Origin of the sequence: Azohydromonas aeria (assembly GCF_009760915.1) — a bacterium.
GTDB lineage: Bacteria > Pseudomonadota > Gammaproteobacteria > Burkholderiales > Burkholderiaceae_C > Azohydromonas > Azohydromonas aeria.
The window spans coordinates 1-24,333 of sequence record NZ_VIDQ01000064.1 but is presented as its reverse complement, the minus strand read 5'-3'; the positions used below and the strand labels follow the sequence as shown (position 1 = coordinate 24,333).

The 24,333-nt window shown below is 69.6% G+C and carries 19 protein-coding genes and 1 tRNA gene; 8 read left to right on the top strand and 12 right to left on the bottom strand.

Annotation, left to right across the window (positions count from 1 at the left end):
* Nucleotides 1–62: 62 nt before the first annotated feature.
* Nucleotides 63–947, top strand: a complete 885-nt coding sequence (locus tag FJ694_RS27180) for a DMT family transporter (RefSeq protein ID WP_232540242.1) — start codon at nt 63–65, stop codon at nt 945–947.
* On the opposite strand, the gene FJ694_RS27175 is transcribed toward FJ694_RS27180, so the two are convergent.
* The 9 genes from FJ694_RS27175 to rimP form a co-directional block, all read right to left on the bottom strand.
* A complete protein-coding gene (locus FJ694_RS27175; protein ID WP_157270678.1) occupies nt 907–2,169 on the bottom strand; it encodes a phospholipase D-like domain-containing protein in 1,263 nt (420 codons plus the stop codon). The genes FJ694_RS27180 and FJ694_RS27175 overlap by 41 nt on opposite strands.
* 200 nt (nt 2,170–2,369) lie before the next feature.
* Nucleotides 2,370–3,389 (bottom strand): tRNA dihydrouridine(20/20a) synthase DusA, encoded by a 1,020-nt coding sequence (dusA, locus tag FJ694_RS27170; RefSeq protein WP_157270677.1) that lies wholly within the window; start codon nt 3,387–3,389, stop codon nt 2,370–2,372.
* Nucleotides 3,390–3,406: 17 nt separating this feature from the next.
* Nucleotides 3,407–4,357 (bottom strand): DMT family transporter, encoded by a 951-nt coding sequence (locus FJ694_RS27165; RefSeq protein WP_157270676.1) that lies wholly within the window; start codon nt 4,355–4,357, stop codon nt 3,407–3,409.
* A gap of 206 nt (nt 4,358–4,563) precedes the next feature.
* Nucleotides 4,564–6,393 (bottom strand): translational GTPase TypA, encoded by a 1,830-nt coding sequence (gene typA, locus FJ694_RS27160; protein WP_157270675.1) that lies wholly within the window; start codon nt 6,391–6,393, stop codon nt 4,564–4,566.
* Between the two features lie 13 nt (nt 6,394–6,406).
* Complete coding sequence (gene truB / locus FJ694_RS27155) at nt 6,407–7,411, bottom strand: tRNA pseudouridine(55) synthase TruB (protein WP_157270674.1); 1,005 nt, start codon at nt 7,409–7,411, stop codon at nt 6,407–6,409.
* 4 nt (nt 7,412–7,415) lie between these two features.
* Nucleotides 7,416–7,781, bottom strand: coding sequence for a 30S ribosome-binding factor RbfA (gene rbfA / locus FJ694_RS27150; protein WP_157270673.1), 366 nt, complete (start codon nt 7,779–7,781; stop codon nt 7,416–7,418).
* A gap of 72 nt (nt 7,782–7,853) precedes the next feature.
* Nucleotides 7,854–10,913 carry a translation initiation factor IF-2 gene (gene infB / locus FJ694_RS27145; protein WP_157270672.1) on the bottom strand — a complete coding sequence of 1,020 codons (3,060 nt, stop codon included), beginning with the start codon at nt 10,911–10,913 and terminating at the stop codon, nt 7,854–7,856.
* Nucleotides 10,914–10,972: 59 nt separating this feature from the next.
* Nucleotides 10,973–12,451 carry a transcription termination factor NusA gene (gene nusA, locus FJ694_RS27140; protein ID WP_157270671.1) on the bottom strand — a complete coding sequence of 493 codons (1,479 nt, stop codon included), beginning with the start codon at nt 12,449–12,451 and terminating at the stop codon, nt 10,973–10,975.
* Complete coding sequence (gene rimP / locus FJ694_RS27135; protein ID WP_157270670.1) at nt 12,448–13,140, bottom strand: ribosome maturation factor RimP; 693 nt, start codon at nt 13,138–13,140, stop codon at nt 12,448–12,450. Before rimP ends, nusA begins: the two co-directional genes overlap by 4 nt.
* A gap of 234 nt (nt 13,141–13,374) precedes the next feature.
* Here rimP and fabI point away from each other — a divergent pair, with 234 nt between their 5' ends.
* Nucleotides 13,375–14,157 carry an enoyl-ACP reductase FabI gene (gene fabI / locus FJ694_RS27130; RefSeq protein ID WP_157270669.1) on the top strand — a complete coding sequence of 261 codons (783 nt, stop codon included), beginning with the start codon at nt 13,375–13,377 and terminating at the stop codon, nt 14,155–14,157.
* A gap of 107 nt (nt 14,158–14,264) precedes the next feature.
* On the opposite strand, the gene FJ694_RS27125 is transcribed toward fabI, so the two are convergent.
* Nucleotides 14,265–16,526 (bottom strand): arginine/lysine/ornithine decarboxylase, encoded by a 2,262-nt coding sequence (locus tag FJ694_RS27125; protein WP_198321017.1) that lies wholly within the window; start codon nt 16,524–16,526, stop codon nt 14,265–14,267.
* A 111-nt stretch (nt 16,527–16,637) separates the two neighbouring features.
* Here FJ694_RS27125 and FJ694_RS27120 point away from each other — a divergent pair, with 111 nt between their 5' ends.
* From FJ694_RS27120 to FJ694_RS27110, 3 genes are all read left to right on the top strand, one after another.
* Nucleotides 16,638–17,069 (top strand): NfeD family protein, encoded by a 432-nt coding sequence (locus FJ694_RS27120; RefSeq protein ID WP_310735069.1) that lies wholly within the window; start codon nt 16,638–16,640, stop codon nt 17,067–17,069.
* Between the two features lie 51 nt (nt 17,070–17,120).
* Nucleotides 17,121–18,044 (top strand): SPFH domain-containing protein, encoded by a 924-nt coding sequence (locus FJ694_RS27115; RefSeq protein ID WP_157270668.1) that lies wholly within the window; start codon nt 17,121–17,123, stop codon nt 18,042–18,044.
* A gap of 134 nt (nt 18,045–18,178) precedes the next feature.
* Nucleotides 18,179–18,269, top strand: a tRNA-Ser gene (locus FJ694_RS27110).
* Between the two features lie 94 nt (nt 18,270–18,363).
* On the opposite strand, the gene FJ694_RS27105 is transcribed toward FJ694_RS27110, so the two are convergent.
* Both FJ694_RS27105 and gntR read right to left on the bottom strand, forming a co-directional pair.
* Complete coding sequence (locus FJ694_RS27105) at nt 18,364–20,976, bottom strand: CHASE domain-containing protein (RefSeq protein ID WP_157270667.1); 2,613 nt, start codon at nt 20,974–20,976, stop codon at nt 18,364–18,366.
* 317 nt (nt 20,977–21,293) lie between these two features.
* On the bottom strand, nt 21,294–22,319 hold the full coding sequence (gntR, locus tag FJ694_RS27100; protein ID WP_157270666.1) for an HTH-type transcriptional regulator GntR: 1,026 nt from the start codon (nt 22,317–22,319) through the stop codon (nt 21,294–21,296).
* A 161-nt stretch (nt 22,320–22,480) separates the two neighbouring features.
* Here gntR and FJ694_RS27095 point away from each other — a divergent pair, with 161 nt between their 5' ends.
* From FJ694_RS27095 to FJ694_RS27085, 3 genes are all read left to right on the top strand, one after another.
* A complete protein-coding gene (locus tag FJ694_RS27095) occupies nt 22,481–22,987 on the top strand; it encodes a gluconokinase (protein ID WP_232540241.1) in 507 nt (168 codons plus the stop codon).
* An 81-nt stretch (nt 22,988–23,068) separates the two neighbouring features.
* Nucleotides 23,069–24,067, top strand: a complete 999-nt coding sequence (locus FJ694_RS27090) for a TRAP transporter substrate-binding protein (protein WP_157270665.1) — start codon at nt 23,069–23,071, stop codon at nt 24,065–24,067.
* Between the two features lie 91 nt (nt 24,068–24,158).
* Nucleotides 24,159–24,333 (top strand): TRAP transporter small permease (locus FJ694_RS27085; protein WP_157270664.1); only part of this gene is annotated, 175 nt, incomplete at its 3' end.

Below are 24,333 nucleotides of genomic sequence, written 5' to 3'. Positions count from 1 at the left end.
CTCCCGTCCGCCCCGGCGCCGCCCATTTACCCCTGTCCTCCTGCCTGTACCTGGCCGCCAGCATGGCGCTGGTGGGCAGCTACGTGGGCCTGTCGAAGCTGCTGGTGGCGGTGTTCCCGGTGTTCCTGCTGGCCTGGCTGCGCTTCGGCATCGCGGCCGTGGCCATGGCGTCCTGGATGCGGCGCCCGGCCGACGAGCCGGTGCTGGGGGCGAGCGAGAAGCGCTGGCTGTTCTTGCAGAGCTTCTTCGGCAATTTCCTGTTCTCGATCTGCATGCTCTTCGGCGTGCAGGCGACCTCTGCGCTGGCCGCGGGCGTGACCATGGCCGGCATCCCGGCGGCGGTGGCGCTGCTGTCGTGGGCGCTGCTCAAGGAGCGCATCACGCCGCGCTCGGCCGCGGGCATCGCCTGCGCCGTCTCCGGCATCGCGCTGCTGGCCTTCGCGCGCAGCGCGCCCGGCACGGCCGCCGCGCCCTGGTGGGGCTACGCGCTGCTGCTGGCGGCGGTGTTGTGCGAGGCCAGCTACGTCGTCATCGGCAAGCGCCTCACGGCCAGCCTCACGCCGCGGCGCATCAGCGCGCTGATCAATGCCTGGGGCCTGCTTCTCGTCACGCCGCTGGGGCTGTGGCAGGCGCTGTCCTTCGACTTCACCGGTGTGGCCGTGGCCGACTGGGGGCTGCTGGTGTTCTACGCGCTGGCGGCCAGCATGGTCAGCGTCTGGCTGTGGATGCAGGGCCTCAAGGGCGTGCCGGCGCAGCAGGCCGGCGTGTTCACGGTGATGCTGCCGCTGTCCGCCGCGGCCATCGGCGTGGGGCTGCTGGGCGAGCACGTCACCGCCCTGCACGCGCTGGCCTGCGCGCTGGCGCTGGCCGGGCTGCTGCTGGCGACCTGGCCGTCGCGCCGGGTGCCTACAGCTGCGTCCGCAACAGCGCGGCCGCGTGCTCGATGATCTTTTCCCGCAGCGGCCGCCGGCGCCAGGCTTCCAGCGTGGTCGGACGGCTGCGCTGCCAGTCCAGCTCGAAGAGCTCGACCTGGCGCCGCGCGAAGTCGTGGTCCAGCACGTTGAGGTTGGCCTCGTCGTTGAGCCGGAAACTGCGGTTGTCGAAGTTGGTCGAGCCCACCGACACCAGCAGCCCGTCCACCACCAGCACCTTGCAATGGAACATGGTGGGCTGGAACTCGGCCATCTCCACGCCCGCCTCCAGCAGCGGGCCCCAGCGCGCGCGCGAGGCGCGGCGCACGGTGGCCTCGTCGATGTGCGGCCCCGGCGTGATGATGCGCACCCGCACGCCGCGCCGGCGCGCGTCGGCCAGCGCCTGCACCGCCAGGCTGTCGGGCACGAAGTAGCTGCTGGAGAGCACGATGCTTTCCTTCGCCGCCGTGATGGCCATCAGGTACATCAGGTGCATGCTCTCGCTGCCGCCGGTGGGCGAGCTGCTGAACATTTGCGCCGGCACCTCGCCGGCCGGCGCCAGCGCCGGGAAGTAGGTCTCGCCGTGCAGCACGCGGCCGGTGGCCTTGATCCAGTTGTCCATGAACACGGCCTGCATCTGCGCCACCACCGGGCCCTCGACGCGGAAATGCGTGTCGCGCCAGTGCTTGTCGTCCTGCGCCTGGCCCGACCACTCGTCGGCGATGCCCACGCCGCCGGTGAAGCCCAGCTTGCCGTCGATGACCAGCACCTTGCGGTGCGTGCGCTGGTTCAGCCGCGCCAGGTGTGACCAGTGCGGCTGGTGGTAGCGCTCGACCTGGACGCCGGCGGCCTTCATCTCCTCCAGGTAGCGCGACTCCATCTTCATGGTGCCGACCCAGTCGAGCAGCACGTGCACCTGCACGCCGGCCTGGGCGCGCTCGGCCAGCGCCTGGGCGAAGCTGTCGCCGATGGCGCCCGACCAGTAGATGAAGGTTTCAAACGTGATGCTGTGCCGCGCGCCGCGGATGCCCTGCAGCATGGCCGGGAAGATCTGGTCGCCGTTGACCAGCTCCTGCACGCGGTTGCCCTCGACGAAGGGCGGGCCCAGCAGCACGCTCATGGAGCGGCGGAACTGGGGGTCGCCGGTGTCGTAGAGCCGGTCGAGCTGCTCCTGGATCTTCTTCTCACCCGACATCAGGTTCATGGCCACGAAAGCCACGACCAGCGTCCCCAGCACGCTCAGGATTGCGATCCACATGGCGTGCCGCCTTACGGGGACGGGATGCAGGAATGCCGCGCCGCTACCCAACTACTCATTGCGCCTCCTCCGACTTCAAGTGCCCCGCCCCTCAGCGGGATTGCGCCGGGGAGTGTGGCAGCGCAAGGCGGCGCCGGCCATGCAGGCCGCCCCATGCGGAGGGTGCGGCACGCCGCGTGGCGCGCCGCGTCAAGAGCGCTTCAGGCCGGGACCGGCGTGGTGGACGCGGCCGTCGCCGGGCGCTGCGCCAGGCGCCACACCGCCTGCGGCGCCTCGCCCTTGAGGCGGTGGTCGCTCCAGACCTGGCGCCAGCGCCGCGCGCCGGGCATGCCGTTCCACAGGCCGAGCATGTGGCGCGCGACGTGCGACCAGGCCACGCCGCGGCCCGCCTGGCGCGCCATGTACTCGACCATCAGCGCCTCGACCTGGGCGCGGTCGTGCGGCTGGGGCGCGTCGCCGAAGAAGCGCTCGTCCCACGCCGCCATGCTCCAGGGCTCGTGGTAGGCCTGCCGGCCCACCATCACGCCGTCCACGTGACGCAGGTGCTCGGCGATCTCGTCGTCGCCCTTGACGCCGCCGTTGAGCACAATGGTGAGGTGCGGGAAGTCGCGCTTGAGCTGATGCACGAAGCCGTAGCGCAGCGGCGGCACCTCGCGGTTCTCCTTGGGGCTCAGGCCCTGGAGCCAGGCATTGCGGGCGTGGACGATGAAGACCTCGCAGCCGGCCTCGGCCACGGTGCCGACGAAGTCGCGCACGAAGTCGTAGGACTCGATGCCGTCGATGCCGATGCGGTGCTTCACCGTCACGTCGATGCTGACCGCGTCGCGCATGGCCTTGACGCCCTCGGCCACCAGCGCGGATTCGGCCATGAGGCAGGCGCCGAAGGCGCCGCGCTGCACGCGCTCGCTGGGGCAGCCGCAGTTGAGGTTGACCTCGTCGTAGCCCCAGTCCTGCGCCAGCCTGGCGCAAGCGGCCAGGTCGGCCGGCTCGCTGCCGCCGAGCTGCAGCGCCAGCGGGTGCTCCTCGGGGTTGAAGTCGAGGTGGCGGGGCCTGTCGCCGTGCAGCAGCGCGCCGGTGGTCACCATCTCGGTGTAGAGCCGGGCGTGGCGCGTGATGAGGCGGTGGAAGTAGCGGCAGTGGCGGTCGGTCCAGTCGAGCATCGGCGCGACGGACAGGCGCCAGGGGGACACGGCGGGGGAAGCGGGGGTGGCGGGATTCATCACGGGCGGGATTGTCCTCAGGCGCGCTGCCGGCCGCCGGCCTGGGGTTGTGACGTTTTCGAGGCTGCTGCGGCAGCCCCGCCCTGCCTCAACCCCAACGCCGCATCCAGCGCCAGCGCTCCCAGCACCAGCGTGCCGCCGGCCAGCACGGAGGACGACGGCGTCTCCCCGGCCCCCAGCCAGGCCCACAGCACGCCGAACAGCACTTCCAGCAGCCCCAGCAGCGCCATCTCCGGCGCGTGCAGCACGCGCGACACCGCCACGCACAGCAGGCAGGGCACGGCCAGCTGCAGCGCGCCGAGCATCGCCAGCAGGCCGAGGTCCATGGCCGTGGCGCGGAACGGAGCGGCCAGCGGCAGCGTCGCGGCGGCCGACAGCAGCGCGCCGATCAGCACCGCCGGCAGCATGTCGCCGCCGCCGTCGCCCTGCGCGGCGCCGCGGCGGCGGCTGTACTGCAGCACCGTCCAGTTGGTGGCCGCGGCCAGCGGCACGGCCAGCGCCACGCCGATGCCCACCAGCGCCCGCGCGTCGCTGTGCAGCAGTTCATTCCCGTACATCCAGCCGATGCCCACGCCCGCCAGCACGATGGCGAACCAGGTGCGCGCTGCCAGCCGGTGCTTGAGCACGAAGCGCGACAGCAGCGCCGTGAACAGCGGGCCCAGCGCCATCGTCACCAGCACGTTGGCCACGGTCGTGAGCGTGAGCGCCACCATGAAGGCGGTGAACATCACGCTCCAGCACAGGCCCGACAGCCACAGCGTGCGCCCGCCCGTGCGCAGCGTGGCCCACACCGCGCGCGGCCCGCGGATGAAGGCCAGCAAGGCGCCCAGCGCCAGCGCGTTGAAGGCACTGCGCCAGAACGTCACCTCGAAGCTGGCCGCGCTGTCCAGGTGCCGCGTCACCACCCCCGCGATGCTCCACAGCAGGGTCACGAGCAGCATGGCGGCAATGCCTTGGCGGTGGGTCATGGCAATGGCAACTCCAGGGTACGAGGCGATGAAAGGTATTCAGGCAGAAGCACGACAGAGAGCAGGCACCTCGCCGCAGCAGATCGGCCGCCCCAATGAAAGAGGGCCGCGAATGCGGCCCGGGCGTCAGTCAAGCTGGAACCCCCGCTCGGCGGGGGGCTGGGGGGTGCCCCATCCTGCGCGCCGCGTGCGCAGCGTGAGGGTGCTTATGCACCCTCACGCGAAGCACGCTTGCGCTCGTGTTCCTTCAGGAAGCGCTTGCGCAGCCGCACCGACTTCGGCGTGATCTCGACCAGCTCGTCGTCCTCGATGAACTCCACGCCGTATTCCAGCGTGCACTCGATCGGCGGCGTGATCTTGATGGCGTCTTCCTTGCCGCTGACGCGGAAGTTCGTGAGCTGCTTGGTGCGCGTGGCGTTGACGACCAGGTCGTTGTCGCGGTTGTGCACGCCGACGATCATGCCCTCGTACACCGGGTCGCCGGCCTTGACGAACATGCGGCCGCGGTCGTCGAGCTTGCCCAGGGCGTAGGTGAAGATCTCGCCGTCGTCCATGGAGATCAGCACGCCGTTCTTGCGGCCGCCCACGTCGCCCTTGAAGGGCTCGTAGCCGTCGAAGAGGCTGGAGATCAGGCCCGAGCCGCGGGTGAGGTTCAGGAACTCGTTGGAGAAGCCGATCAGGCCGCGCGCCGGGATGCGGTACTCCAGGCGCACACGGCCGCGGCCGTCCGGCTCCATGTTGACCAGCTCGCCCTTGCGCTCGCCCAGCGCCTGCATCACGCCGCCCTGGTGGCCTTCCTCGATGTCGGCCGTGACCAGCTCGATCGGCTCCATCTTCACGCCGTCGATCTCGCGGAACACCACGCGCGGCTTGGAGACGGCCAGCTCGTAGCCCTCGCGGCGCATGTTCTCCAGCAGGATGGTCAGGTGCAGCTCGCCGCGGCCGGCGACTTCAAAGATGCCGTCCTCGTCGGTTTCCTTCACACGCAGCGCGACGTTGCTCTGCAGCTCCTTCTGCAGCCGGTCCCAGATCTGGCGGCTGGTGACGAACTTGCCCTCGCGGCCGGCCAGCGGCGAGTTGTTGACGCAGAAGTTCATGGTCAGCGTCGGCTCGTCGATCTTGAGCATCGGCAGCGGCTGCGGGTCGGCCGGGTCGGTCACGGTGACGCCGATGCCGATGTCCTCGATGCCGTTGATCAGCACGATGTCGCCCGGGCCGGCCTCGGTGACCTGGATGCGGTCCAGGCCCTGGAAGGTCAGCACCTGGTTGACGCGGCCGGTGAAGGACTTGCCGTCCGGGCCTTCCATCACCAGCACGTTCATGGCCGGCTTGATCTTGCCGGCGTTGACGCGGCCCACGCCGATGCGGCCGACGAAGTTGTTGTAGTCCAGCGCCGAGATCTGCAGCTGCAGCGGCGCTTCCGGGTCGCCCTGATGCGCCGGCACGTGCTTGAGGATGGTGTCGAACAGGGCCGACATGTCGGGGCCCCACTGCTCGCCCGGGGCGCCCTCTTCCAGCGAGGTCCAGCCGTTGATGCCCGAGGCGTAGACCACGGGGAAGTCGAGCTGCTCGTCGTTGGCGCCGAGCTTGTCGAAGAGGTCGAAGGCGGCGTTGATGACCTTGTCGCAGTTGGCGCCGGGCTTGTCGACCTTGTTGACGACGACGATGGGCTTGAGGCCCAGCGCCAGCGCCTTCTTGGTCACGAAGCGCGTCTGCGGCATCGGGCCTTCCTGCGCGTCGATGAGCAGCACCACGCCGTCCACCATCGACAGCGCGCGCTCGACCTCGCCGCCGAAGTCGGCGTGGCCCGGGGTGTCCACGATGTTGATGTGCGTGCCCTGCCAGCTCACGGCGCAGTTCTTGGCCAGGATGGTGATGCCACGCTCGCGCTCGATGGCGTTGGAGTCCATCACGGTATCGACGACCTTCTCGTGCTCGGCGAAGGTGCCGGACTGGCGCAGGAGCTGGTCCACCATCGTGGTCTTGCCATGGTCGACGTGCGCGATGATGGCGATGTTGCGAATCTGCTTGCTCATGGGAACGGGTCTTTCAGGGATTCAGTGCGGCTGCGATGGCCGGCTGCGCCGCGGCGCCTTGTGAAACGTTGACAACAGGTTGGAGCAGCGCCTGCACCTCGGGTGGGCTGAGCAGGCGCTGCGCAATGAGGTCGCCGCCGCGCACCTGGGCCGTGCCCAGGAAGGCCAGCGGCTCCGGGCCGTAGACGCGCACGGCCGGCATGTCGGCCAGCGGCACGCGCCGGCGCAGGCCCGACAGGAAGCGGCCGGCCTCCTCGGCCGGCAGCCGGATTTCCGGCCAGTCCAGCACCAGCGCGTCGGGCGGCTGCAGCAGTGCCACGCGCGCGGCCTCGTCGAGCGCCTCCAGCGCTTCGAGCGTGATGGCTCGCGACACCGTCAGCGCCCCGCTGCCGGTGCGGCGCAGCGCCGACAGGTGCGCGCCGCAGCCCAGCAGCTCGCCCAAGTCCTGCGCCAGCGTGCGCACGTAGGTGCCCTTGCTGCAGCGCACGTCCAGCACCAGCGCGTCATCGTGCCATTGCAGGATGTCAATGGCGTGAATCGTGATGCGGCGCGGCGTGCGTTCCACCTCGATTCCGGCGCGCGCGTACTCGTACAGCGCCTTGCCGTCCTTCTTGAGCGCGGAGTGCATCGGCGGCAGCTGCTCGATCTCGCCGGTCAGCCGCGCGCAGGCGGCCTCGATCGCGGCACGGTCCACGGCCACCGGCCGCTCGCTCAGCACCTCGCCCTCGGCATCGCCGGTGGACGTGACCTGGCCGAGCTTGAGGGTGGCGGTGTAGCGCTTGTCGGCCTCCAGGCTGACCTGGGAGAACTTGGTCGCCGCGCCGAAGCACAGCGGCAGCAGGCCCGTGGCCAGCGGGTCGAGCGTGCCGGTGTGGCCGGCCTTCTCGGCGCGCAGCAGCCACTTGACCTTCTGCAGCGCGTCGTTGCTGGACCAGCCCAGCGGCTTGTCCAGCAGCAGCACGCCGTGCAGCGCGCGGCGGATGGTGCGGGGGCGCGCGGGGCGCGCGGCGCGGCTCATGGTCTCAGTCGTCCTTGGCCCGCGTGGCGTTGGCCTGCGAGATGAGGGCGCCGAGCTCGGCCGCGCGCTCGGTGGTGCGGTCGAACTGGAAGTGCAGCGTCGGCACGGTGTGGATCTGCAGGCGCTTGAACAGGCCGTTGCGCAGGAAACCGGCGGCCTCGTTCAGGGCCTGCTGCGTCTCCTGCGGGTCGCCCACCAGCAGCGAGAAGAACACCTTGGCGTGGGCGTAGTCGGGGGTGACCTCGACGGCATTGATCGTGACCATGCCGACGCGCGGGTCCTTGAGCTCGCGCACGAGCTCGGCCACGTCGCGCTGGATCTGGTCGGCGATGCGGAAACTGCGGTTGGGAATGCTTCTCTTGTGTCGCATGCGGCGCTCCTGAAGTACAAACCCCGCCCTGGTGGGCGGGGCTGCGTCAGGAAGGGGCGTACAGGCTGCGGATTACAGCGTGCGCGCCACCTCCTTGATCTCGAACACCTCGATCTGGTCGCCTTCGGCGATGTCGTTGTAGTTCTTGAGCTTGATGCCGCACTCGAAGCCTTCCTTGACCTCGCGCACGTCGTCCTTCAAGCGGCGCACCGACTCGATCTCGCCGGTGTAGATGACCACGTTCTCGCGCAGCAGGCGGAAGCGCGCGTTGCGGCGCACCAGGCCCGAGGTGACCATGCAGCCCGCCACGGTGCCGATCTTGGAGGCGACGAACACGGTGCGGATCTCCGCCGTGCCCAGGGCCTCTTCCTTCTGCTCCGGCGCCAGCATCCCCGACATCGCCGAGCGGATCTCGTCGACGGCGTCGTAGATGATGTTGTAGTAGCGCAGGTCCACGCCGTTGTTCTCGGCGAGCTTGCGCGCGCCGGCATCGGCACGCACGTTGAAGCCCACGATCACCGCCTTGGAGGCGATGGCCAGGTTGACGTCGCTCTCGCTGATGCCGCCCACGGCCGCGTGCACGATCTGCACCTTGACCTCTTCGGTCGAGAGCTTGAGCAGCGAGGACGCCAGCGCTTCCTGCGAGCCCTGCACGTCGGCCTTGATGATCAGCGGCAGCGTCTGCACGTCGCCGGCGCCCATCTGGTCGAACATGTTCTCCAGCTTGGCGGCCTGCTGCTTGGCCAGCTTGACGTCGCGGTACTTGCCCTGGCGGAAGGTGGCGATCTCGCGGGCGCGGCGCTCGTCGGCCAGCACCATGAACTCGTCGCCGGCCTGCGGCACCTCGGTCAGGCCCTGGATCTCCACGGGGATCGACGGACCGGCGGCCTCGGTGGCCTTGCCGTCCTCGTCGAGCATGGCGCGCACGCGGCCGTAGCTCGAACCCGCCAGCACCACGTCGCCCTTCTTGAGGGTGCCGCTTTGCACCAGCACCGTGGCCACGGGACCGCGGCCCTTGTCCAGGCGCGCTTCGATCACCAGGCCCTTGGCCAGCGCGTCTTCGGCCGCCTTGAGCTCCAGCACCTCGGCCTGCAGCAGCACCTGCTCCAGCAGGTCGTCGATGCCCTGGCCGGTGCGCGCGGACACGGGCACGAAGGGCGAGTCGCCGCCGAACTCTTCCGGCACGACCTGCTCGGCCACCAGTTCGCTGCGCACGCGCTCCAGGTTGGAGTCGGGCTTGTCGATCTTGTTGATCGCCACCACCAGCGGCACGCCGGCCGCCTTGGCGTGGTGGATGGCTTCCTTGGTCTGGGGCATCACGCCGTCGTCGGCGGCCACCACCAGGATCACGATGTCGGTGGCCTTGGCGCCGCGGGCACGCATGGCGGTGAACGCCTCGTGGCCCGGGGTGTCGAGGAAGGTGATGATGCCGCGCGGCGTCTCGACGTGGTAGGCGCCGATGTGCTGCGTGATGCCGCCCGCTTCACCGGCGGCCACGCGGGCACGGCGGATGTAGTCCAGCAGCGAGGTCTTGCCGTGGTCGACGTGGCCCATGACCGTGACCACCGGGGCGCGCGGCTTCTGCTCCGCGCTGCTGGTGGCGGCGTCTTCCTCCAGGAAGGCTTCCGGATCGTCGAGCTTGGCGGCCAGCGCCTTGTGGCCCATTTCCTCGACCACGATCATCGCGGTCTCCTGGTCGAGCTGCTGGTTGATGGTGACCATCTGGCCCAGCTTCATCAGCTGCTTGATGACCTCGGAGGCCTTGACGCTCATCTTGTGCGCCAGGTCGGCCACGCTGATGGTCTCGGGCACGTGCACTTCCTGCACTTGCGGCTCGTTGGGCGCCACGAAGCCGGAGCCTGCGCGCTCGTCACGGTCGCCGCCACGGCGGCCGCCGCGCGGCGAGCGCCAGCCGGCGCGGGCGCCGCCCGCGGCCCCGGCGTCGCCGCCGCGGCCCTTGAGCGCGGCGCGCTTCTTGGCGGCGTCGTCGGCCCAGCTCGAAGACAGCTTCTCGGACTTGACGGACTTCTTGTCGCCCGGCTTGGCCGCGCCGGGCGCGGCGGTGGCCTGGGTGGTCGCGCCCGCGCCGCCCGGCTTGGCGGCCACGGCGGGCTTGTGGATGGTGCCCTTGATCGGCGCGGGCGCCGGCTTGGGCTCCTCCTTCTTGGCCACGAGCACCTTCTTGGGCGCATTCATCATGGCGCGGATGGCGGCGGCCTCGGCCTCGGCGGCCTTGCGGCGGCGCTCCAGGTCGGCCAGGCGCTGCTTCTCGGCGTCGGCCACCTCGGCGGCCTTCACCACGCGCAGCGCGGGCTTGGCCGGCACTTCGGGAGCCGGCGCGGGCGCCGGCGCGGCGGCCACGGGGGCGGGAGCGGCGGGAGCCGGCGCGGCCACGGGCGCCGGAGCGGCAGCAGCCGGCGCAGGCGCGGCGGCGGCATTGCGCGGGGCATTGCGCGGCGCGTGGCGCGCGGCCTGCTGGCGGCGCGAGGCGGCCTGCAGCGCGGCGGCGTCGGCGGCGGCGCGCGCGGCGGCCGGCTCGCGGGCAGTCTTGGCTGCAGTGGCGGCAGTGGCGGCGGAAGCCGCCTGCTGGGCCTGCGCTGCTTGCGCCGCGGCAGCGGCCTCGCGCTCGCGGGCGGCCGCTTCCTCGGCTTCGCGGGCGCGGCGGGCGGCCTCGGCCTCCTCGCGCTGGCGCTTTTCCTCGGCCTCGCGCTGGCGCTGGCGCTCGGCCAGTTCCTCTTCCTGGCGACGCAGGGCCTCGGCCTGCGCCCGCGCTTCTTCCTCGCGGCGCTGCAGTTCCTCGGCGGAGATCTCCGGCGCGGCCGGTGATTCGTCGGGCTTGACGAAGGTGCGCTTCTTGCGCACTTCAACCTGGATCGTGCGCGCCTTGCCCGAGGCATCGGCCTGCTTGATCTCGCTGGTGCTGCGGCTGGTGAGCGTGATCTTCTTGCGATCAGCGCCCGCGCCGGTGCCATGGCTGCTGCGCAGGTGCGCCAGCAGCCGCTCCTTGTCGGCGTCGGTGAGCGCGTCGTCGGTGGAGCGCTTGCTCACACCGGCAGACTGCAGTTGCTCGAGCAAAGTCGTCGCCGGGCGATTGAGCTGGGCGGCAAACTGTGCGACGGTGGTCACGGCCATTGTGGGAATCCTTGCTTGCTGGGCGATGCGGTCTTGCGGGCGTGGTCTCAGGATGATGCTCAGGTGGTGAACCAATGTTCACGCGCCTTCATGATCAGAGCCTTGGCCGCCACGTCGTCCAGGCCGGTCATTTCAGTCAGTTCATCGACGGCCAGGTCGGCCAGGTCGTCGCGGGTATGCACCCCGCCATCGGCCAGCTTGGCAATCACTTCGGGCGTGAGGCCGTCGAGGTCGCGCAGGTCCTGCGACACCTCTTCCACGGCTTCCTCACGCGCAATCTCCAGGGTCAGCAGCGCATCCTTGGCGCGCTTGCGCAGCTCGCCCACGGTGTCCTCGTCGAAGGCCTCGATCTCCAGCATTTCCTGCATGGGAACGTAGGCCACCTCTTCGAGGCTGGCAAAGCCCTCGGCGATGAGGATGTCGGCGACCTCCTCGTCCACGTCGAGCTTCTCCACGAACAGACGGCGCAGCTTCTCGGTCTCGGTAGCCTGCTTGGCCTGCGATTCCTCGGCCGTCATGATGTTGATGCGCCAGCCGGTGAGGTCGGAGGCCAGGCGCACGTTCTGGCCGCCGCGGCCGATGGCGATGGCTAGGTTTTCCTCGTCCACCACCACGTCCATGGCGTGGCGCTCCTCGTCCACCACGATCGACTGCACGTTGGCCGGGGCCAGCGCACCGATCACAAATTGGGCCGGATCCTCGGACCACAAGACGATGTCCACGCGCTCGCCGGCGAGCTCGTTCGTCACCGCGTTCACGCGCGAGCCGCGCACGCCCACGCAGGTGCCGATCGGGTCCACGCGCTTGTCGTGCGACAGCACGGCGATCTTGGCGCGGCTGCCCGGGTCGCGGGCGCAGCTCTTGATCTCCAGCAGGCCCTGCTCGATCTCGGGCACTTCCTGCGCGAACAGCTCGATCATGAAGCCCGGCGCCGCGCGCGAGAGCATGATCTGCGGCCCGCGCACGGTCGGGTCGATGCCGGCGATGAAGGCGCGCACACGGTCGCCCGTGCGCAGGTTTTCCTTCGGGATCATCTCGCCACGCTTGAGCCGGCCCTCGACGCGCCCGCTCTCGACGATCAGGTCGCCCTTGTCGAGGCGCTTGACGGTACCGACCATGATCTTCTCGCCGCGGGCGAGGAAGTCGTTGAGCAACTGCTCGCGCTCGGCGTCGCGGATCTTCTGCAGGATCACCTGCTTGGCGGCCTGCGCGCCGATGCGCCCGATGGTCACGGACTCGATCGGCTCCTCGATGTAGTCGCCTTCCTCGATGTCGGCGATGCGGTCCCTGGCGTCGGAGAGCAGCTCCTCGGCGTCGGGGTTCTGCAGCCCGGCGCTGTCAGGCACCACCAGCCAGCGGCGGAAGGTCTCGTATTCGCCGGTGTCGCGGTCCATGTGCACGCGAATGTCGACCTCGCCGCCGTGCAGCTTCTTGGTCGCCGAGGCCAGCGCGGCCTCCACGGCGCCAAACACCACGTCGCGCTCGACGCTCTTCTCGCGCGAGATGGCATCCACCAGCATCAACATTTCGCGGTTCATTCCGTGCTTCCTCCGTCCTGCTGCGGCTCTTGCGGCTGCGCAGCGCGGGCCCGCCGGCCCTTGAAATCCACCACCGGTACAAGCCGGGCCTCGCGCACTTCATCGAAAGCGAAGTCCAGCACCTGCACCGGCGCCTCCTCGTCGCTGGGCTTGGCGCGCGCCTTGGCATTGGAGCGTCCGCCCTTGCCGCCACCCTTGCGCGCCGCTGCCGCCTCGTCCTGCAGCACCAGGCGCCAACCGCCGACCTGAGCCTGATCGCCGCCAGCCACCAGCGTGCCCGCCGCCTCGCCGCCCGCGGCGCCGACATCGCCCGACGCCTGCGCCGGGCGCGGCTGCAGTACGCCGCGGTACTTCTTGCGACCCTGGAACGGCAACTTCAGCGTGATCTCGACCAACTCGCCGGCAAAGCGCGCGTAGTCGGCCTCGCGCTTGAGCGGACGATCCAGCCCCGGCGAGGACACTTCCAGCCGCGCGTAGTCGGCGTTCTCGACTTCCAGCACGTACTGCAACTGCCGCGTCACGGCTTCGCAGTCGTCCACCGTCACCATGTCGGACGGCTCGCCCGGGTACGCCTGGCCAGGAATGCGGTCGATGGTCACGCGCAGCAGGCCGCGCACGGCCCGCTCGACCTCGACGAGCTCGTAGCCCAGCCCCGTGACGGTGCGCTCGATGGCTGCCTGCCAGTTCATGCCTGCCCGCCCGCGGCTTGCGCCGCCCGCGGTCTCCGGTTGCAGTGGTGTGAAATGCGAAATTCGATCAAGCAAAAAAAAAGGGCTGGAAGATCCGCCCATTCAGGTTATTCAGCGAGATGCGGATTGTACTATGCAAGAGCTGTACCGGCAAGTGACCGACTCGCCCCCGCCAATGAGCAGCAAGCCGCGTGCGAGAATCCCGCCCGCTAATTTTGACCTCTCGGAGCCACCATGGGATTTCTTGCCGGCAAGCGGCTGTTGATCACGGGATTGCTGTCCAACCGCTCGATTGCCTACGGCATCGCCCGCGCCTGCAAGCGCGAAGGCGCGGAGCTCGCCTTCAGCTACGTCGGCGAGCGTTTCAAGGAGCGGATCACCGAATTCGCGCACGAGTTCGACTCGGAGCTGATCTTCGATTGCGACGTGGCCGACGACGCGCAAATCGCCAAGCTGTTCGCGGACCTGTCGCAGCACTGGCCGCAGTTTGACGGCTTCGTGCACTCCATCGGCTTCGCGCCGCGCGAGGCCATCGCCGGGGACTTCCTGGAGGGCTTCTCACGCGAGGGCTTTCGCATCGCGCAGGACATCTCCGCCTACAGCTTCCCCGCCATGGCCAAGGCCGCCGCGCCGATGCTGCGCGACAACGCCGCGCTGCTGACACTGAGCTACCTGGGCGCCGTGCGCTACGTGCCGTCCTACAACACCATGGGCCTGGCCAAGGCCGCGCTCGAAGCCAGCGTGCGCTACCTCGCCGCCAGCCTGGGCCCGCGCGGCATCCGCGTCAACGGCATCTCCGCCGGCCCGATCAAGACGCTCGCCGCCTCGGGCATCAAGGGCTTCGGCAAGATCCTCGACATCGTCGAGACCAACGCCCCGCTGCGCCGCAACGTCACCATCGACGACGTCGGCAACGCCGCCGCGTTCCTGATGTCGGACCTGGCCTCGGGCATCAGCGCCGAGATCACCTACGTCGACGGCGGCTTCAGCCAGGTCATGGGCGGCGACCGCGGCTGACCCCCGCCGGCCCTCCCCCCCATGAAAAACAGCGCCCGCGGGCGCTGTTTTTCATTTCCGGATGACCCCGAGGCGGCGTGCGCCGCCCAGGGGCCATGCACGCCTCTTCAGGCGCGCACGCAGTCCACGTAATAGCGCCGCACGCCATCCACCTCTTCTTCCACCAGGCCGTGCACGTCGGTGGCGAAGCCGGGGAATTTCTCGTTGAAGGCGCGCACGAAGCGCAGGTAGTCCACGATCTTGCGGTTGAAGCGCTCGCCCGGGATCAGCAGCGGGATGCCCGGCGGGTACGGCGTCACCAGCGAGGTGGTGATGCGCCCTTCGAGCTCGTCGACTTCCACGCGCTCGGTGTCGCGGTGCGCGATGCGGGCAAAGGCGTCGGCGGGCTTCATGGCCGGCTGCAGGTCGGAGAGGTACATCTCCGTGGTCAGCCGCGCCACGTCGTACGCCTTGTACTCCTTGTGGATCGCCTGGCACAGGTCGCGCAGCCCCATGCGCTCGTAGCGCGGATGCGCGGCGCAGAACTCGGGCAGGATCCGCCACATCGGCTGGTTGCGGTCGTAATCGTCCTTGAACTGCTGCAGCGCCGTCAGCAGCGTGTTCCAGCGGCCCTTGGTGATGCCGATGGTGAACATGATGAAGAACGAGTACAGCCCCGTCTTCTCCACCACCACGCCGTGCTCGGCCAGGAACTTGGTGACGATCGAGGCCGGGATGCCGGTCTCGCCGAACTCGCCGCCCACGTCCAGGCCCGGCGTGATGATCGTGCTCTTGATCGGGTCGAGCATGTTGAAACCCGGCGCCAGGTTGCCGAAGCCATGCCAGGCCTCGTTGGCACCCAGCATCCAGTCGTCGGCCTGCCCCACGCCCTCGGCCGCGAGCGGCCGCTCCGGCCCCCAGACCTTGAACCACCAGTCGTGGCCGAAGTCCTTGTCCACCTTGAGCATGGCGCGGCGGAAGTCCAGCGCCTCGCGCAGGCTTTCCTCCACCAGCGCGGTGCCGCCGGGCGGCTCCATCATGGCCGCGGCCACGTCGCACGACGCGATGATCGCGTACTGCGGCGACGTGGACGTGTGCATCAGGTACGCCTCGTTGAAGAGGTGCCGGTTGAGCTGTTGCGTCTGCGAGTCCTGCACCAGCACCTGCGAGGCCTGCGACAGGCCGGCGAGCAGCTTGTGCGTGCTTTGCGTGGCGTAGACCATCGACTGCTTGGGCCGAGCGCGCTTCTTGCCCATGGCGTGGTAGGAGCCGTAGAAGCCGTGGAACGCGGCGTGCGGCAGCCAGGCCTCGTCGAAGTGGATCGTGTCGATCCAGCCGTCGAGCATGCCCTTGATGGTCTCGGTGTTGTAGAGCACGCCGTCGTAGGTGCTCTGCGTCAGCGTCAGGATGCGCGGGCGCACCGTGGCCGGATCGACGCCTTCGAGCAGCGGGTTGGCGGCGATCTTCTTCTGGATCGACTCGCGGCTGAACTCGCTTTGCGGGATCGGGCCGATGATGCCGTAGTGGTTGCGCGTGGGCGTGAGGAACACCGGCACCGCCCCGGTCATGATGATCGAGTGCAGGATGCTCTTGTGGCAGTTGCGGTCCACCACCACCACGTCGCCCGGCGCCACCGTGTGGTGCCACACCATCTTGTTCGAGGTGCTGGTGCCGTTGGTGACGAAGAAGCAGTGGTCGGCGTTGAAGATGCGCGCCGCGTTGCGCTCGCTCGCGGCCACCGGGCCGGTGTGGTCGAGCAGCTGGCCGAGCTCGTCCACCGCGTTGCACACGTCCGCGCGCAGCATGTTCTCGCCGAAGAACTGGTGGAACATCTGCCCCACCGGGCTCTTCAGGAAGGCCACGCCGCCGGAGTGCCCGGGGCAGTGCCAGGAGTAGGAGCCATCCTGCGCGTAGTCCACCAGCGCGCGGAAGAAGGGCGGCGCCAGCCCGTCGAGGTAGCTCTTGGCCTCGCGGATGATGTGGCGCGCCACGAACTCCGGCGTGTCCTCGAACATGTGGATGAAGCCGTGCAGCTCGCGCAGGATGTCGTTGGGAATGTGCTGCGAGGTGCGCGTCTCGCCGTACAGGTAGATCGGGATGTCGCTGTTGCGGAAGCGGATCTCGGTGATGAACTTGCGCAGGTTGCGCACCGCGGTGTCTTCCTCGTCCTCGGCGGCGGTGAACTCCTCGTCGTCGATGGACAGGATGAACGCGCTGGCGCGGCTTTGCTGCTGCGCGAACTGGCTCAGGTCACCATAGCTGGTGACGCCCAGCACCTCGAAGCCTTCCTTCTCGATGGCCTGCGCCAGCGCCCGGATGCCGAGGCCCGACGTGTTCTCCGAGCGGAAGTCCTCGTCGATGATGAAAATGGGGAAACGGTAACGCAGCATTGCGGGCAGCCCTTGCAGGCAGTGGTCCTTCTGGAAAACCGCGAAGTGTAGGCGCTGGATATGACGACAGTGCGGCCTTGCGAGATCCCCTGCCGCCAACGGGAGCAACTCATGGACCTGGACGATGCAACCCTGTGGTGGCTGGCCACCGCCGCGCTGGTGCTGGCTGAGCTGGCCAGCGGCACCTTCTATTTGCTGATGCTGGCGCTGGGAACGATGGCCGGCGCCCTGGCCGCTCATGCCGGGCTGGGCTTCACGGCACAGCTCGTGGTGGCCGCGCTGCTGGGCAGCGCGGCCACGGTGGCGCTGTGGCACCAGCGCCGCCGCCGCGGCACGGCGCTTTCGCGCGACCGCAACCTGCACCTGGACGTGGGCGAGCGCGTGCGCGTCGAGCACTGGGACGCCGACGGCCAGGCGCTGGTGCGCTACCGGGGCGCGTCCTGGCAGGCGCGCCACGTCGGCCCGGGCGTGCCCACGCCGGGCGAACACCTGATCCGCGCCGTCGAGGGCAACCGGCTGCTGCTCGAACGCATCGCCGCCTGACGCTGCGAACAGCTCACCGCATTTCAACTTCACGACAAGGAAAGCTGACCCATGGACATCCTGGCCCTGCTGCTGCTGGCCGCCGCAGCCGTCTTCATCGCGCGCTCGGTCAAGGTCGTGCCGCAGCAGAACGCCTGGGTCGTGGAGCGGCTGGGCAAGTACCAGACGACGCTCACGCCGGGCCTGAGCCTGCTGGTGCCCTTCGTGGACCGCGTCGCCTACAAGCACTCGCTGAAAGAGATCCCGCTGGACGTGCCCAGCCAGGTCTGCATCACCCGCGACAACACGCAGCTCACCGTGGACGGCATCCTGTACTTCCAGGTCACGGACCCGATGCGCGCGAGCTACGGCTCCTCCAACTACATCCTGGCCGTGACGCAGCTGGCGCAGACCACGCTGCGCAGCATCATCGGCCGCATGGAGCTCGACCGCACCTTCGAGGAGCGCGACGCGATCAACGCGCAGGTCGTGGCCGCGCTCGACGAGGCCGCGCTCAACTGGGGCGTGAAGGTGCTGCGCTACGAGATCAAGGACCTCACGCCGCCGGCGGAGATCCTGCGCGCGATGCAGGCGCAGATCACCGCCGAGCGCGAGAAGCGCGCGCTCATCGCCGCCTCCGAAGGGCGGCGCCAGGAGCAGATCAACATCGCCACCGGCGAGCGCGAGGCCTTCATCGCCCGCTCCGAAGGCCAGAAGCAGGCCGACATCAACCAGGCGCAGGGCGAAGCCGCGGCGATCCTGGCCGTGGCCGAGGCTACCGCCGACGCCATCCGGCGCGTGGCCGAGGCCATCCGCCAGCCCGGCGGCGAGCAGGCCGTGCAGCTGCGCGTGGCCGAAAAGGGTGTGGAGGCCTTCGCGCAGCTGGCGCAGAAGAACAACACCATGATCGTGCCGGCCAGCCTGGGCGAGGTCGGCGGCCTCATCGCCAGCGCCATGGCGCTGACGCAGACGGCCAAGGTGCCGCCTCCGCGCTGAACCGCCGCCCTGAATCCGACCCGAGGCGCACGCGCAACTTTTTTTGCGGTTGTCGTCCCCCGTTGGCGGGAAGGCCCTGATTCATGGGCTAGAATCCGAGGCTTCGGTGTTCGACGCACCGAACCATCTTCTGCGGAGGGATGGATGAGTGGTTTAAGTCGCACGCCTGGAAAGCGTGTGTGGGTTAATAGCCCACCGCGGGTTCGAATCCCGCTCCCTCCGCCAATTCCCTCAAGGGAATCGAACCGCAGGAAAACAAGCACCCAGGGCCTCGGGCATCAGCTCCAGGCCCTTTTGCTTTGGTGCTCGCTGGGCCGTATCAGTGCTGCTCGGCGGCCACGGGCAGTTCCAGCGCAACCGTGACACTGAAAATGCTGCCCTTGCCGGGCATGCTCTGCAGCGTCAGCTCCCCATCCATCATGCCCACCAGCCGCTGCACGATGGACAGGCCCAGCCCCGAGCCGCCGAAGCGCCGTGTGATCGAGGCGTCGGCCTGCGCGAAGGCCTCGAAGATGCGCTCCTGCGCCTCGGGTGCGATGCCGATGCCGGTGTCGGCCACGTCCAGGCGCAGCAGCACCCGGGCTCCCTGGCTCGCCAGGGGTCGGGCGCTCAGCGTGACGCTGCCCGCGGGCGTGAACTTCACGGCGTTGCTCAGCAGGTTGATGAGGATTTGCTTGAGCCGCAGCGGGTCGCCGACCAGCCGGGCCGGCAGCCCCGCCGCGGCATCGAGCGTCAAGGCCAGCCGCTTCTGGTTGGCTTGCGGCCGCACCAGGGCACACGCCGCGTCGAGCAGGGCCGGCAGATCGAAGGCGACGGACTCCAGAGCCATCTCGCCCGCTTCGATGCGCGAGAGGTCCAGCACGTCGTTGGTCAGCGCCAGCAGCTGCTCGCCGGCTTGGTGGATGGGGCCCACGAAGCGCACCACGTCCTCGGGCAGCTGGCGCTGCAGCAACAGCTGGCTCAACCCGATGACGGCATTGAGCGGCGTGCGGAACTCGTGGCTCATGTGGGCGAGGAAGGCGCTCTTGGCCCGGCTGGCCGCATCCGCGGCATCGCGCGCGGCCGCCAGCTCCGTGGTGCGCTCGCGCACCCGCCGCTCCAGCGTGGCGTTGAACTCGGCCAGGCGCTCCTCGGCGGCCCTGCGCTCGGTGATGTCCCGCGCCAGGCCCACGAGGCCCGTGATCCGCCCGTCCGGCGCGCGCAGCGGGGCCTTGATCGTGAGGAAGAATCGCGGCTCGCCCCGGCTGAGATCGAACAGCGTCTGCTCCACCCTGAGGGTGAGGCCGTCCCGCAGGACACGCCGGTCCTCCGGGTCCGCCTGCGCGGCAAACGCAGCGGGCAGCACGTCGCTGCTGCGCAGGCCCACCAGGGACTCACGGGGACGGCCCAGCAGGGCTGCCATGGCGGAGTTCACGATGGCCCAGCGGCCTTCCCGGTCCATGGTCCAGATCGGGTCGGGTGAGCTTTCGATGAGCTGCTCGAACAGCTCGGCGGTGTGCCGGGCCTGCATCTCGCTGCGGCGCAACTGCGCCTGTGCCGCGCGCTGCAGGCGCATGTCGCGAATCGTGGTGGCCACGCCGATGACGCCGCCCTCCTCGCTGCGGATCGGCGACACCGACAGCGACACCGGCACGAGCTGCCCGTCACGGCCCACGCACTCGGTGTCGAACGGCGGCACGTCCTCGCCCCGCTGTACCCGCGCCAGCACCTGGCGGGCGTGGTCCTGCTGATCGGCCGGCACGATCAGTGCCAACAGCCCGCGGCCCAGCGCTTCGGCGGCCGGCCAGCCCAGCAGCCGCTCGGCCGCGGCGTTCCACGCCAGGATCTCGCCCGCCGGGGTGTGCCGGATGATCGCGTCGTGCGAGCCGTCCACCACGGCGGCGGTCTGGGCCCGCTCCTGAACGATCAAGCGCTCGCGCTGCCGGGCACGCAGCCCGGCACCCAGCAGCGAGGCCAGCAGCACGCACGCGGCGGTGGCGGGCAAGGCAACGGCCAGCGGGCTGCGCAGGTTCAGGCGCTGCACGAACGCCGGGCTGGCCTGCACCTCCAGCTGCCAGCGGCGGCCGTAGACGGGCAGCACGACCTGCTCGACCCGCGCCGAAGGGTCGCGTTGCCACTGTGTCGCGACATAGATGCGCTCCGGCGCCTGGGCCCGCGTAACGTCCGTCAAGGCCAGGGCGTACGCGTCGTCCTCGTCGTCGAAATCGAAGAGCACGTCCTGCAGTGCCAGCGGTGCCGTCACCAGCCCGAAAGCCTGGGCGTCGCGCAGCGGCGGCTCCGGCGTCCTGATCCCGCGGTAGACCGGCAGGTACAGCACCACGGAGCGGTTGGTCTGCGTCGGGCTCTGCACCAGCTGGATCGGGGCGGAAACGGTCAGCGTGCCGTCGCGAATGGCCGCCCGGGCCGCCTCGCGCCGCTTGGGCTCGGACATGACGTCATACCCGAGCGCCTTGGCATTGCCCTCGATGGGCTCGATGTACTGGACCACGAAGCGGTCGCCGGCATGGGGCTCGGTACTGTGGATCTGCACCTGCGGCCAGCCGTCCCGTTGCATCTGGGCCAGAAAGGCGTTCTCCTGACCTGGGGGCACACGCCGCACGAACGAGAAGCCCGTCAAGCCAGGGTACTGGCGCGGGAAGTCCTGCGCCGCACCGAAGCGCCGGAATTGCTCGACCGAGATCTCGTCGGCCTGGCTGCCGGCCGCGACGACGGCGCTGCGGGCACCCAGCAGACCGTACTCGTACACGCGCAGGCGGCGCAGCACCCGGTCTCCGGCCCGCACGGCCAGTGCCTGCAGCCGCTCCTGGGCCAGGGTCTCGTTGGCACGGTGCTGGTGCGAAGCCAGGAGTCCGGCCAGGGCCAGACCCGCCGCCAGACCTGAAAACGGCCACAGCAGCCAGGGCGCCAGGCGGCGCGGGGCAATGGTTCTCATGAGGGCAAGAACATCCGCACGTCATCTCGTCCAACCTCGCCGCTGCTCCACCGCCCTCAAGCAGCGCGGTCATCAACCAGGTCGGCCCACATCTTCACAGGACTGGTCACGGCCCCATGCCGGGGCTGCAGCGCAGGCAGCGCAACGCAGATGTGCAGGCCGGGCTCAGGACACCCACTGCCGTGCCCTTTCGCCCGGGACGCCGTTGGCGCCGTTGGCGCCGTTGGCGCGAGGGCCGCTTGCACTCCCATACAGTTTTGCGGACCCGGCTGACACAGTCCTGAATCACGCGGAGTCTTCGCCAGGCGGATCGCACCTCAGGTGCTCTCCCGCACCACCAACGTGAAACCCAGGTCGATCGAGGCCTGCGCCGGCGGCTCTTGCCGGATGAGCTGCAGCAGCAGCCTGGCCCCGACTTCGCCGATCTCGCGCCGCGGCGTGCGCACCGTCGTGAGCGCCGGCACCATCAGCTCGCTGCCGACCAGGTCGTTGAAGCCGGCCACCGCGATGCGGCCCGGCACCGCCACGCCCAGGCGTTGCGCCGCCAGCAGCGCGCCCTGCGCCAGGTCGTCGTTGCAGAAGAACACGGCGTCCACCGCCGGGTCGCGGCGCAGGATGTCCTCGAACATGCGCCCGCCCAGTGCCAGCGACGACGGCGCCGGATCGCACCACTCCAGCGCCGCGTCGTGCAGCCCCGCGGCGCGCAGCTCGCGCCGCCAGCCGTCGAGCCGCTGCAGCGTGCGCGGGTCGAGCTGCGCCGCGGCGAAGGCAATGCGCCGGCGCCCGCGCTCCAGCAGGTGGCGCGTCATCGCCGCGCCGGCCTCGGCCTGCGACAGCCCCACGCTGTACACGCCCGCGCCGTCGCTGGTCTCCATCAGGTGCACGCAGGGCACGCCGCTGTGGGCCATCATCTCCAGCGTGGCCGCGCTGTGGTCCAGCCCCGTCACCATCAGCCCCGCCGGCCGGTGCGCCAGTTGCTCGCGCAACAGCTGCTCCTCCTCCTCGGCGTCGTAGTGCGTGATGCCTATCAGCGTCTGGTAGCCGGCGCGCCGCAGCACGGCCTGCAGCGCTTCGAGCATGTCCACGAACAGCGCGTTGGACAGCATCGGGATCAGCACCGCCACGTGCGTGCCGTGGCGCGAGGCCAGCGTGCGCGCCGCCAGGTCGGGCACGTAGCCCAGCTCGCGCGCCGCGTCCTGCGCACGCGCCGCCAGCGCCGGGTCCACCGCCCGCTCGCCCCTCAGGGCCCGCGACACCGTGATCGGACTGACACCGGCCAGGCGCGCCACATCGGCCAGCGTCACGCGGCCGGTGGCTCTCTTGCGGGAAGGAGGTTGCACCATCGCTACGGGTTAGTACGGATCAGGAAAGAGGCTTCGTTTCCCGTAGGATAGCGCTATCCGAGAGCCGGTCGGCACTTTTGCAGTGGGGTCGGCATCTCTGGACAATCCCGCGAAGCGCTTCGGCGCTTCAATTTTTTGGATCACTCGGACAGCGCTATCCAATGACCGCAACAATCGTCGTGATGGGTGTGGCCGGCTGCGGCAAGTCAAGCCTGGGCGCGGCCGTGGCCGAGGCCGAGGGCCTGCCGTTGATCGAGGGCGACGACTTCCACAGCGACACGAGCCGCCAGAAGATGGCCCAGGGCATCGCGCTCACCGACGAGGACCGCGACGGCTGGCTCACCGAGCTCGGCCGCCAGCTGCAGGCGCGCCCTGCCGGCGCGGTGCTGACCTGCTCGGCGCTGAAGCGCCGCTACCGCGAGCGGCTGCGCGCAGCCGTGCCGGGCTTGCGCTTCGTCTTCATCGACATCGGCCGCGACGACGCCCTGGCCCGCGTGGCCGGCCGCGGCACCGGCCACTTCTTCCCGGCCAACCTGGTGGACAGCCAGTTCGCCACCCTCGAATCCCCGGTGGGCGAGCCGGGTGTGCTGCGCGTGGACGCGCAATGGCCGCTGTCGCAGTCGCAGCGGCACATCAGCCAATGGCTGCACGGCGACGCGGCGGCCTGAGCCCGCCCATTGCCCGCCTTCAAGAACCCGCAGGACCCACGGGACCCGCCCTCCTCCTTTCACCCTTCGCAGGAATCCACCATGAAGACCCGTTCCCTCCTCGTCGCCGCCGCCCTGATGTCCGCGCTGGCCGGCCCGGCCCTGGCGCAGAAAGTTCTCAAGGTCGGCATCGGCCTGAGCGACGACCACCCGCAAGGCGTGGCGGTCAAGAAGTTCGGCGAGCTGCTGTCGCAGAAGACCGGCGGCAAGATCACCGCCAAGCTGTTTGCCGGCGGCTCCCTGGGCAACGACGTGACCATGATCTCCGCGCTGCGCGGTGGCACGCAGGAGATGGTGGTGCCTGACAGCTCCACGCTGGTGAGCCTGGTCAAGGACTTCGGCGTCATCAACCTGCCGCTGGTGATCCAGAACGAGCAGGAAGCCGACGCGCTGCTCGACGGCCCCTTCGGCCAGAAGCTGCTGGACAAGCTGCCCGAGAAGGGCCTGATCGGCCTGGCGTTCTGGGAGAACGGCTTCCGCCACGTCACCAACAGCCGCAAGCCCATCACCAAGGCCGACGACTTCGCCGGGCTGAAGCTGCGCGTGATCCAGAACCCGCTGTTCATCGACACCTTCAACACCCTGGGCGCCAACGCCACGCCGATGCCCTTCACCGAGCTGTACTCGGCCATGGAGCAGAAGGCCGTGGACGGCCAGGAGAACCCGCTGGCCACCATCCTGGCCAGCAAATTCTACGAGGTGCAGAAGCACACGGTGCTGTCGCGCCACATCTACAGCGCCTGGGTGCTGCTGCTGTCCAAGAAGACCTGGGACGGCTTCAGCGCTGAAGAGAAGAAGGCCGTACAGGAGGCCGCACGCGAGGCCACCGTCTTCGAGCGCAAGACCATCCGCGCCTTCAGCGAGAACGCCCTGGCCGAGCTGAAGAAGCAGGGCATGCAGGTGACGGAGCTGCCGGCCGCCGAGCAGGCGCGCATGAAGGAGAAGCTGCAGCCGGTGGTGGCCAAGTTCAGCAAGGAATTCGGCGAGGCCACCGCCAAGGAGATGTCCACCGCGCTGGACCAGATCCGCGCCAGGAAGTAAGCCGCATCCTTGCGCGGCTCGATCACGAGAAAGCCCGCCCGGCCGGCGCGCATCGCCGCCGTCGGCCCGGGCCCATGAATGGAGACGGTCCATGAAGCGACTGATAGACGGTTATTGCCGGGTGCTTGACGCCCTCATCGCCCTGGCGCTGGCCGTCATGGTGGTGCTGGTGTTCGGCAACGTGGTGCTGCGCTACGCCTTCAACTCCGGCATCACGGTGTCCGAGGAGGTCTCGCGCTGGCTGTTCGTGTGGCTGACCTTCCTGG

Coding starts and splice junctions, on each gene's coding strand:
- FJ694_RS27180 (WP_232540242.1), top strand. CDS start 63: ATGGCGCTGGTGGGCAGCTACGTGGGCCTGTCGAAGCTGCTGGTGGCG.
- FJ694_RS27175 (WP_157270678.1), bottom strand. CDS start 2,169: ATGTGGATCGCAATCCTGAGCGTGCTGGGGACGCTGGTCGTGGCTTTC.
- dusA (WP_157270677.1), bottom strand. CDS start 3,389: ATGAATCCCGCCACCCCCGCTTCCCCCGCCGTGTCCCCCTGGCGCCTG.
- FJ694_RS27165 (WP_157270676.1), bottom strand. CDS start 4,357: ATGACCCACCGCCAAGGCATTGCCGCCATGCTGCTCGTGACCCTGCTG.
- typA (WP_157270675.1), bottom strand. CDS start 6,393: ATGAGCAAGCAGATTCGCAACATCGCCATCATCGCGCACGTCGACCAT.
- truB (WP_157270674.1), bottom strand. CDS start 7,411: ATGAGCCGCGCCGCGCGCCCCGCGCGCCCCCGCACCATCCGCCGCGCG.
- rbfA (WP_157270673.1), bottom strand. CDS start 7,781: ATGCGACACAAGAGAAGCATTCCCAACCGCAGTTTCCGCATCGCCGAC.
- infB (WP_157270672.1), bottom strand. CDS start 10,913: ATGGCCGTGACCACCGTCGCACAGTTTGCCGCCCAGCTCAATCGCCCG.
- nusA (WP_157270671.1), bottom strand. CDS start 12,451: ATGAACCGCGAAATGTTGATGCTGGTGGATGCCATCTCGCGCGAGAAG.
- rimP (WP_157270670.1), bottom strand. CDS start 13,140: ATGAACTGGCAGGCAGCCATCGAGCGCACCGTCACGGGGCTGGGCTAC.
- fabI (WP_157270669.1), top strand. CDS start 13,375: ATGGGATTTCTTGCCGGCAAGCGGCTGTTGATCACGGGATTGCTGTCC.
- FJ694_RS27125 (WP_198321017.1), bottom strand. CDS start 16,526: ATGCTGCGTTACCGTTTCCCCATTTTCATCATCGACGAGGACTTCCGC.
- FJ694_RS27120 (WP_310735069.1), top strand. CDS start 16,638: ATGGACCTGGACGATGCAACCCTGTGGTGGCTGGCCACCGCCGCGCTG.
- FJ694_RS27115 (WP_157270668.1), top strand. CDS start 17,121: ATGGACATCCTGGCCCTGCTGCTGCTGGCCGCCGCAGCCGTCTTCATC.
- FJ694_RS27105 (WP_157270667.1), bottom strand. CDS start 20,976: ATGAGAACCATTGCCCCGCGCCGCCTGGCGCCCTGGCTGCTGTGGCCG.
- gntR (WP_157270666.1), bottom strand. CDS start 22,319: ATGGTGCAACCTCCTTCCCGCAAGAGAGCCACCGGCCGCGTGACGCTG.
- FJ694_RS27095 (WP_232540241.1), top strand. CDS start 22,481: ATGACCGCAACAATCGTCGTGATGGGTGTGGCCGGCTGCGGCAAGTCA.
- FJ694_RS27090 (WP_157270665.1), top strand. CDS start 23,069: ATGAAGACCCGTTCCCTCCTCGTCGCCGCCGCCCTGATGTCCGCGCTG.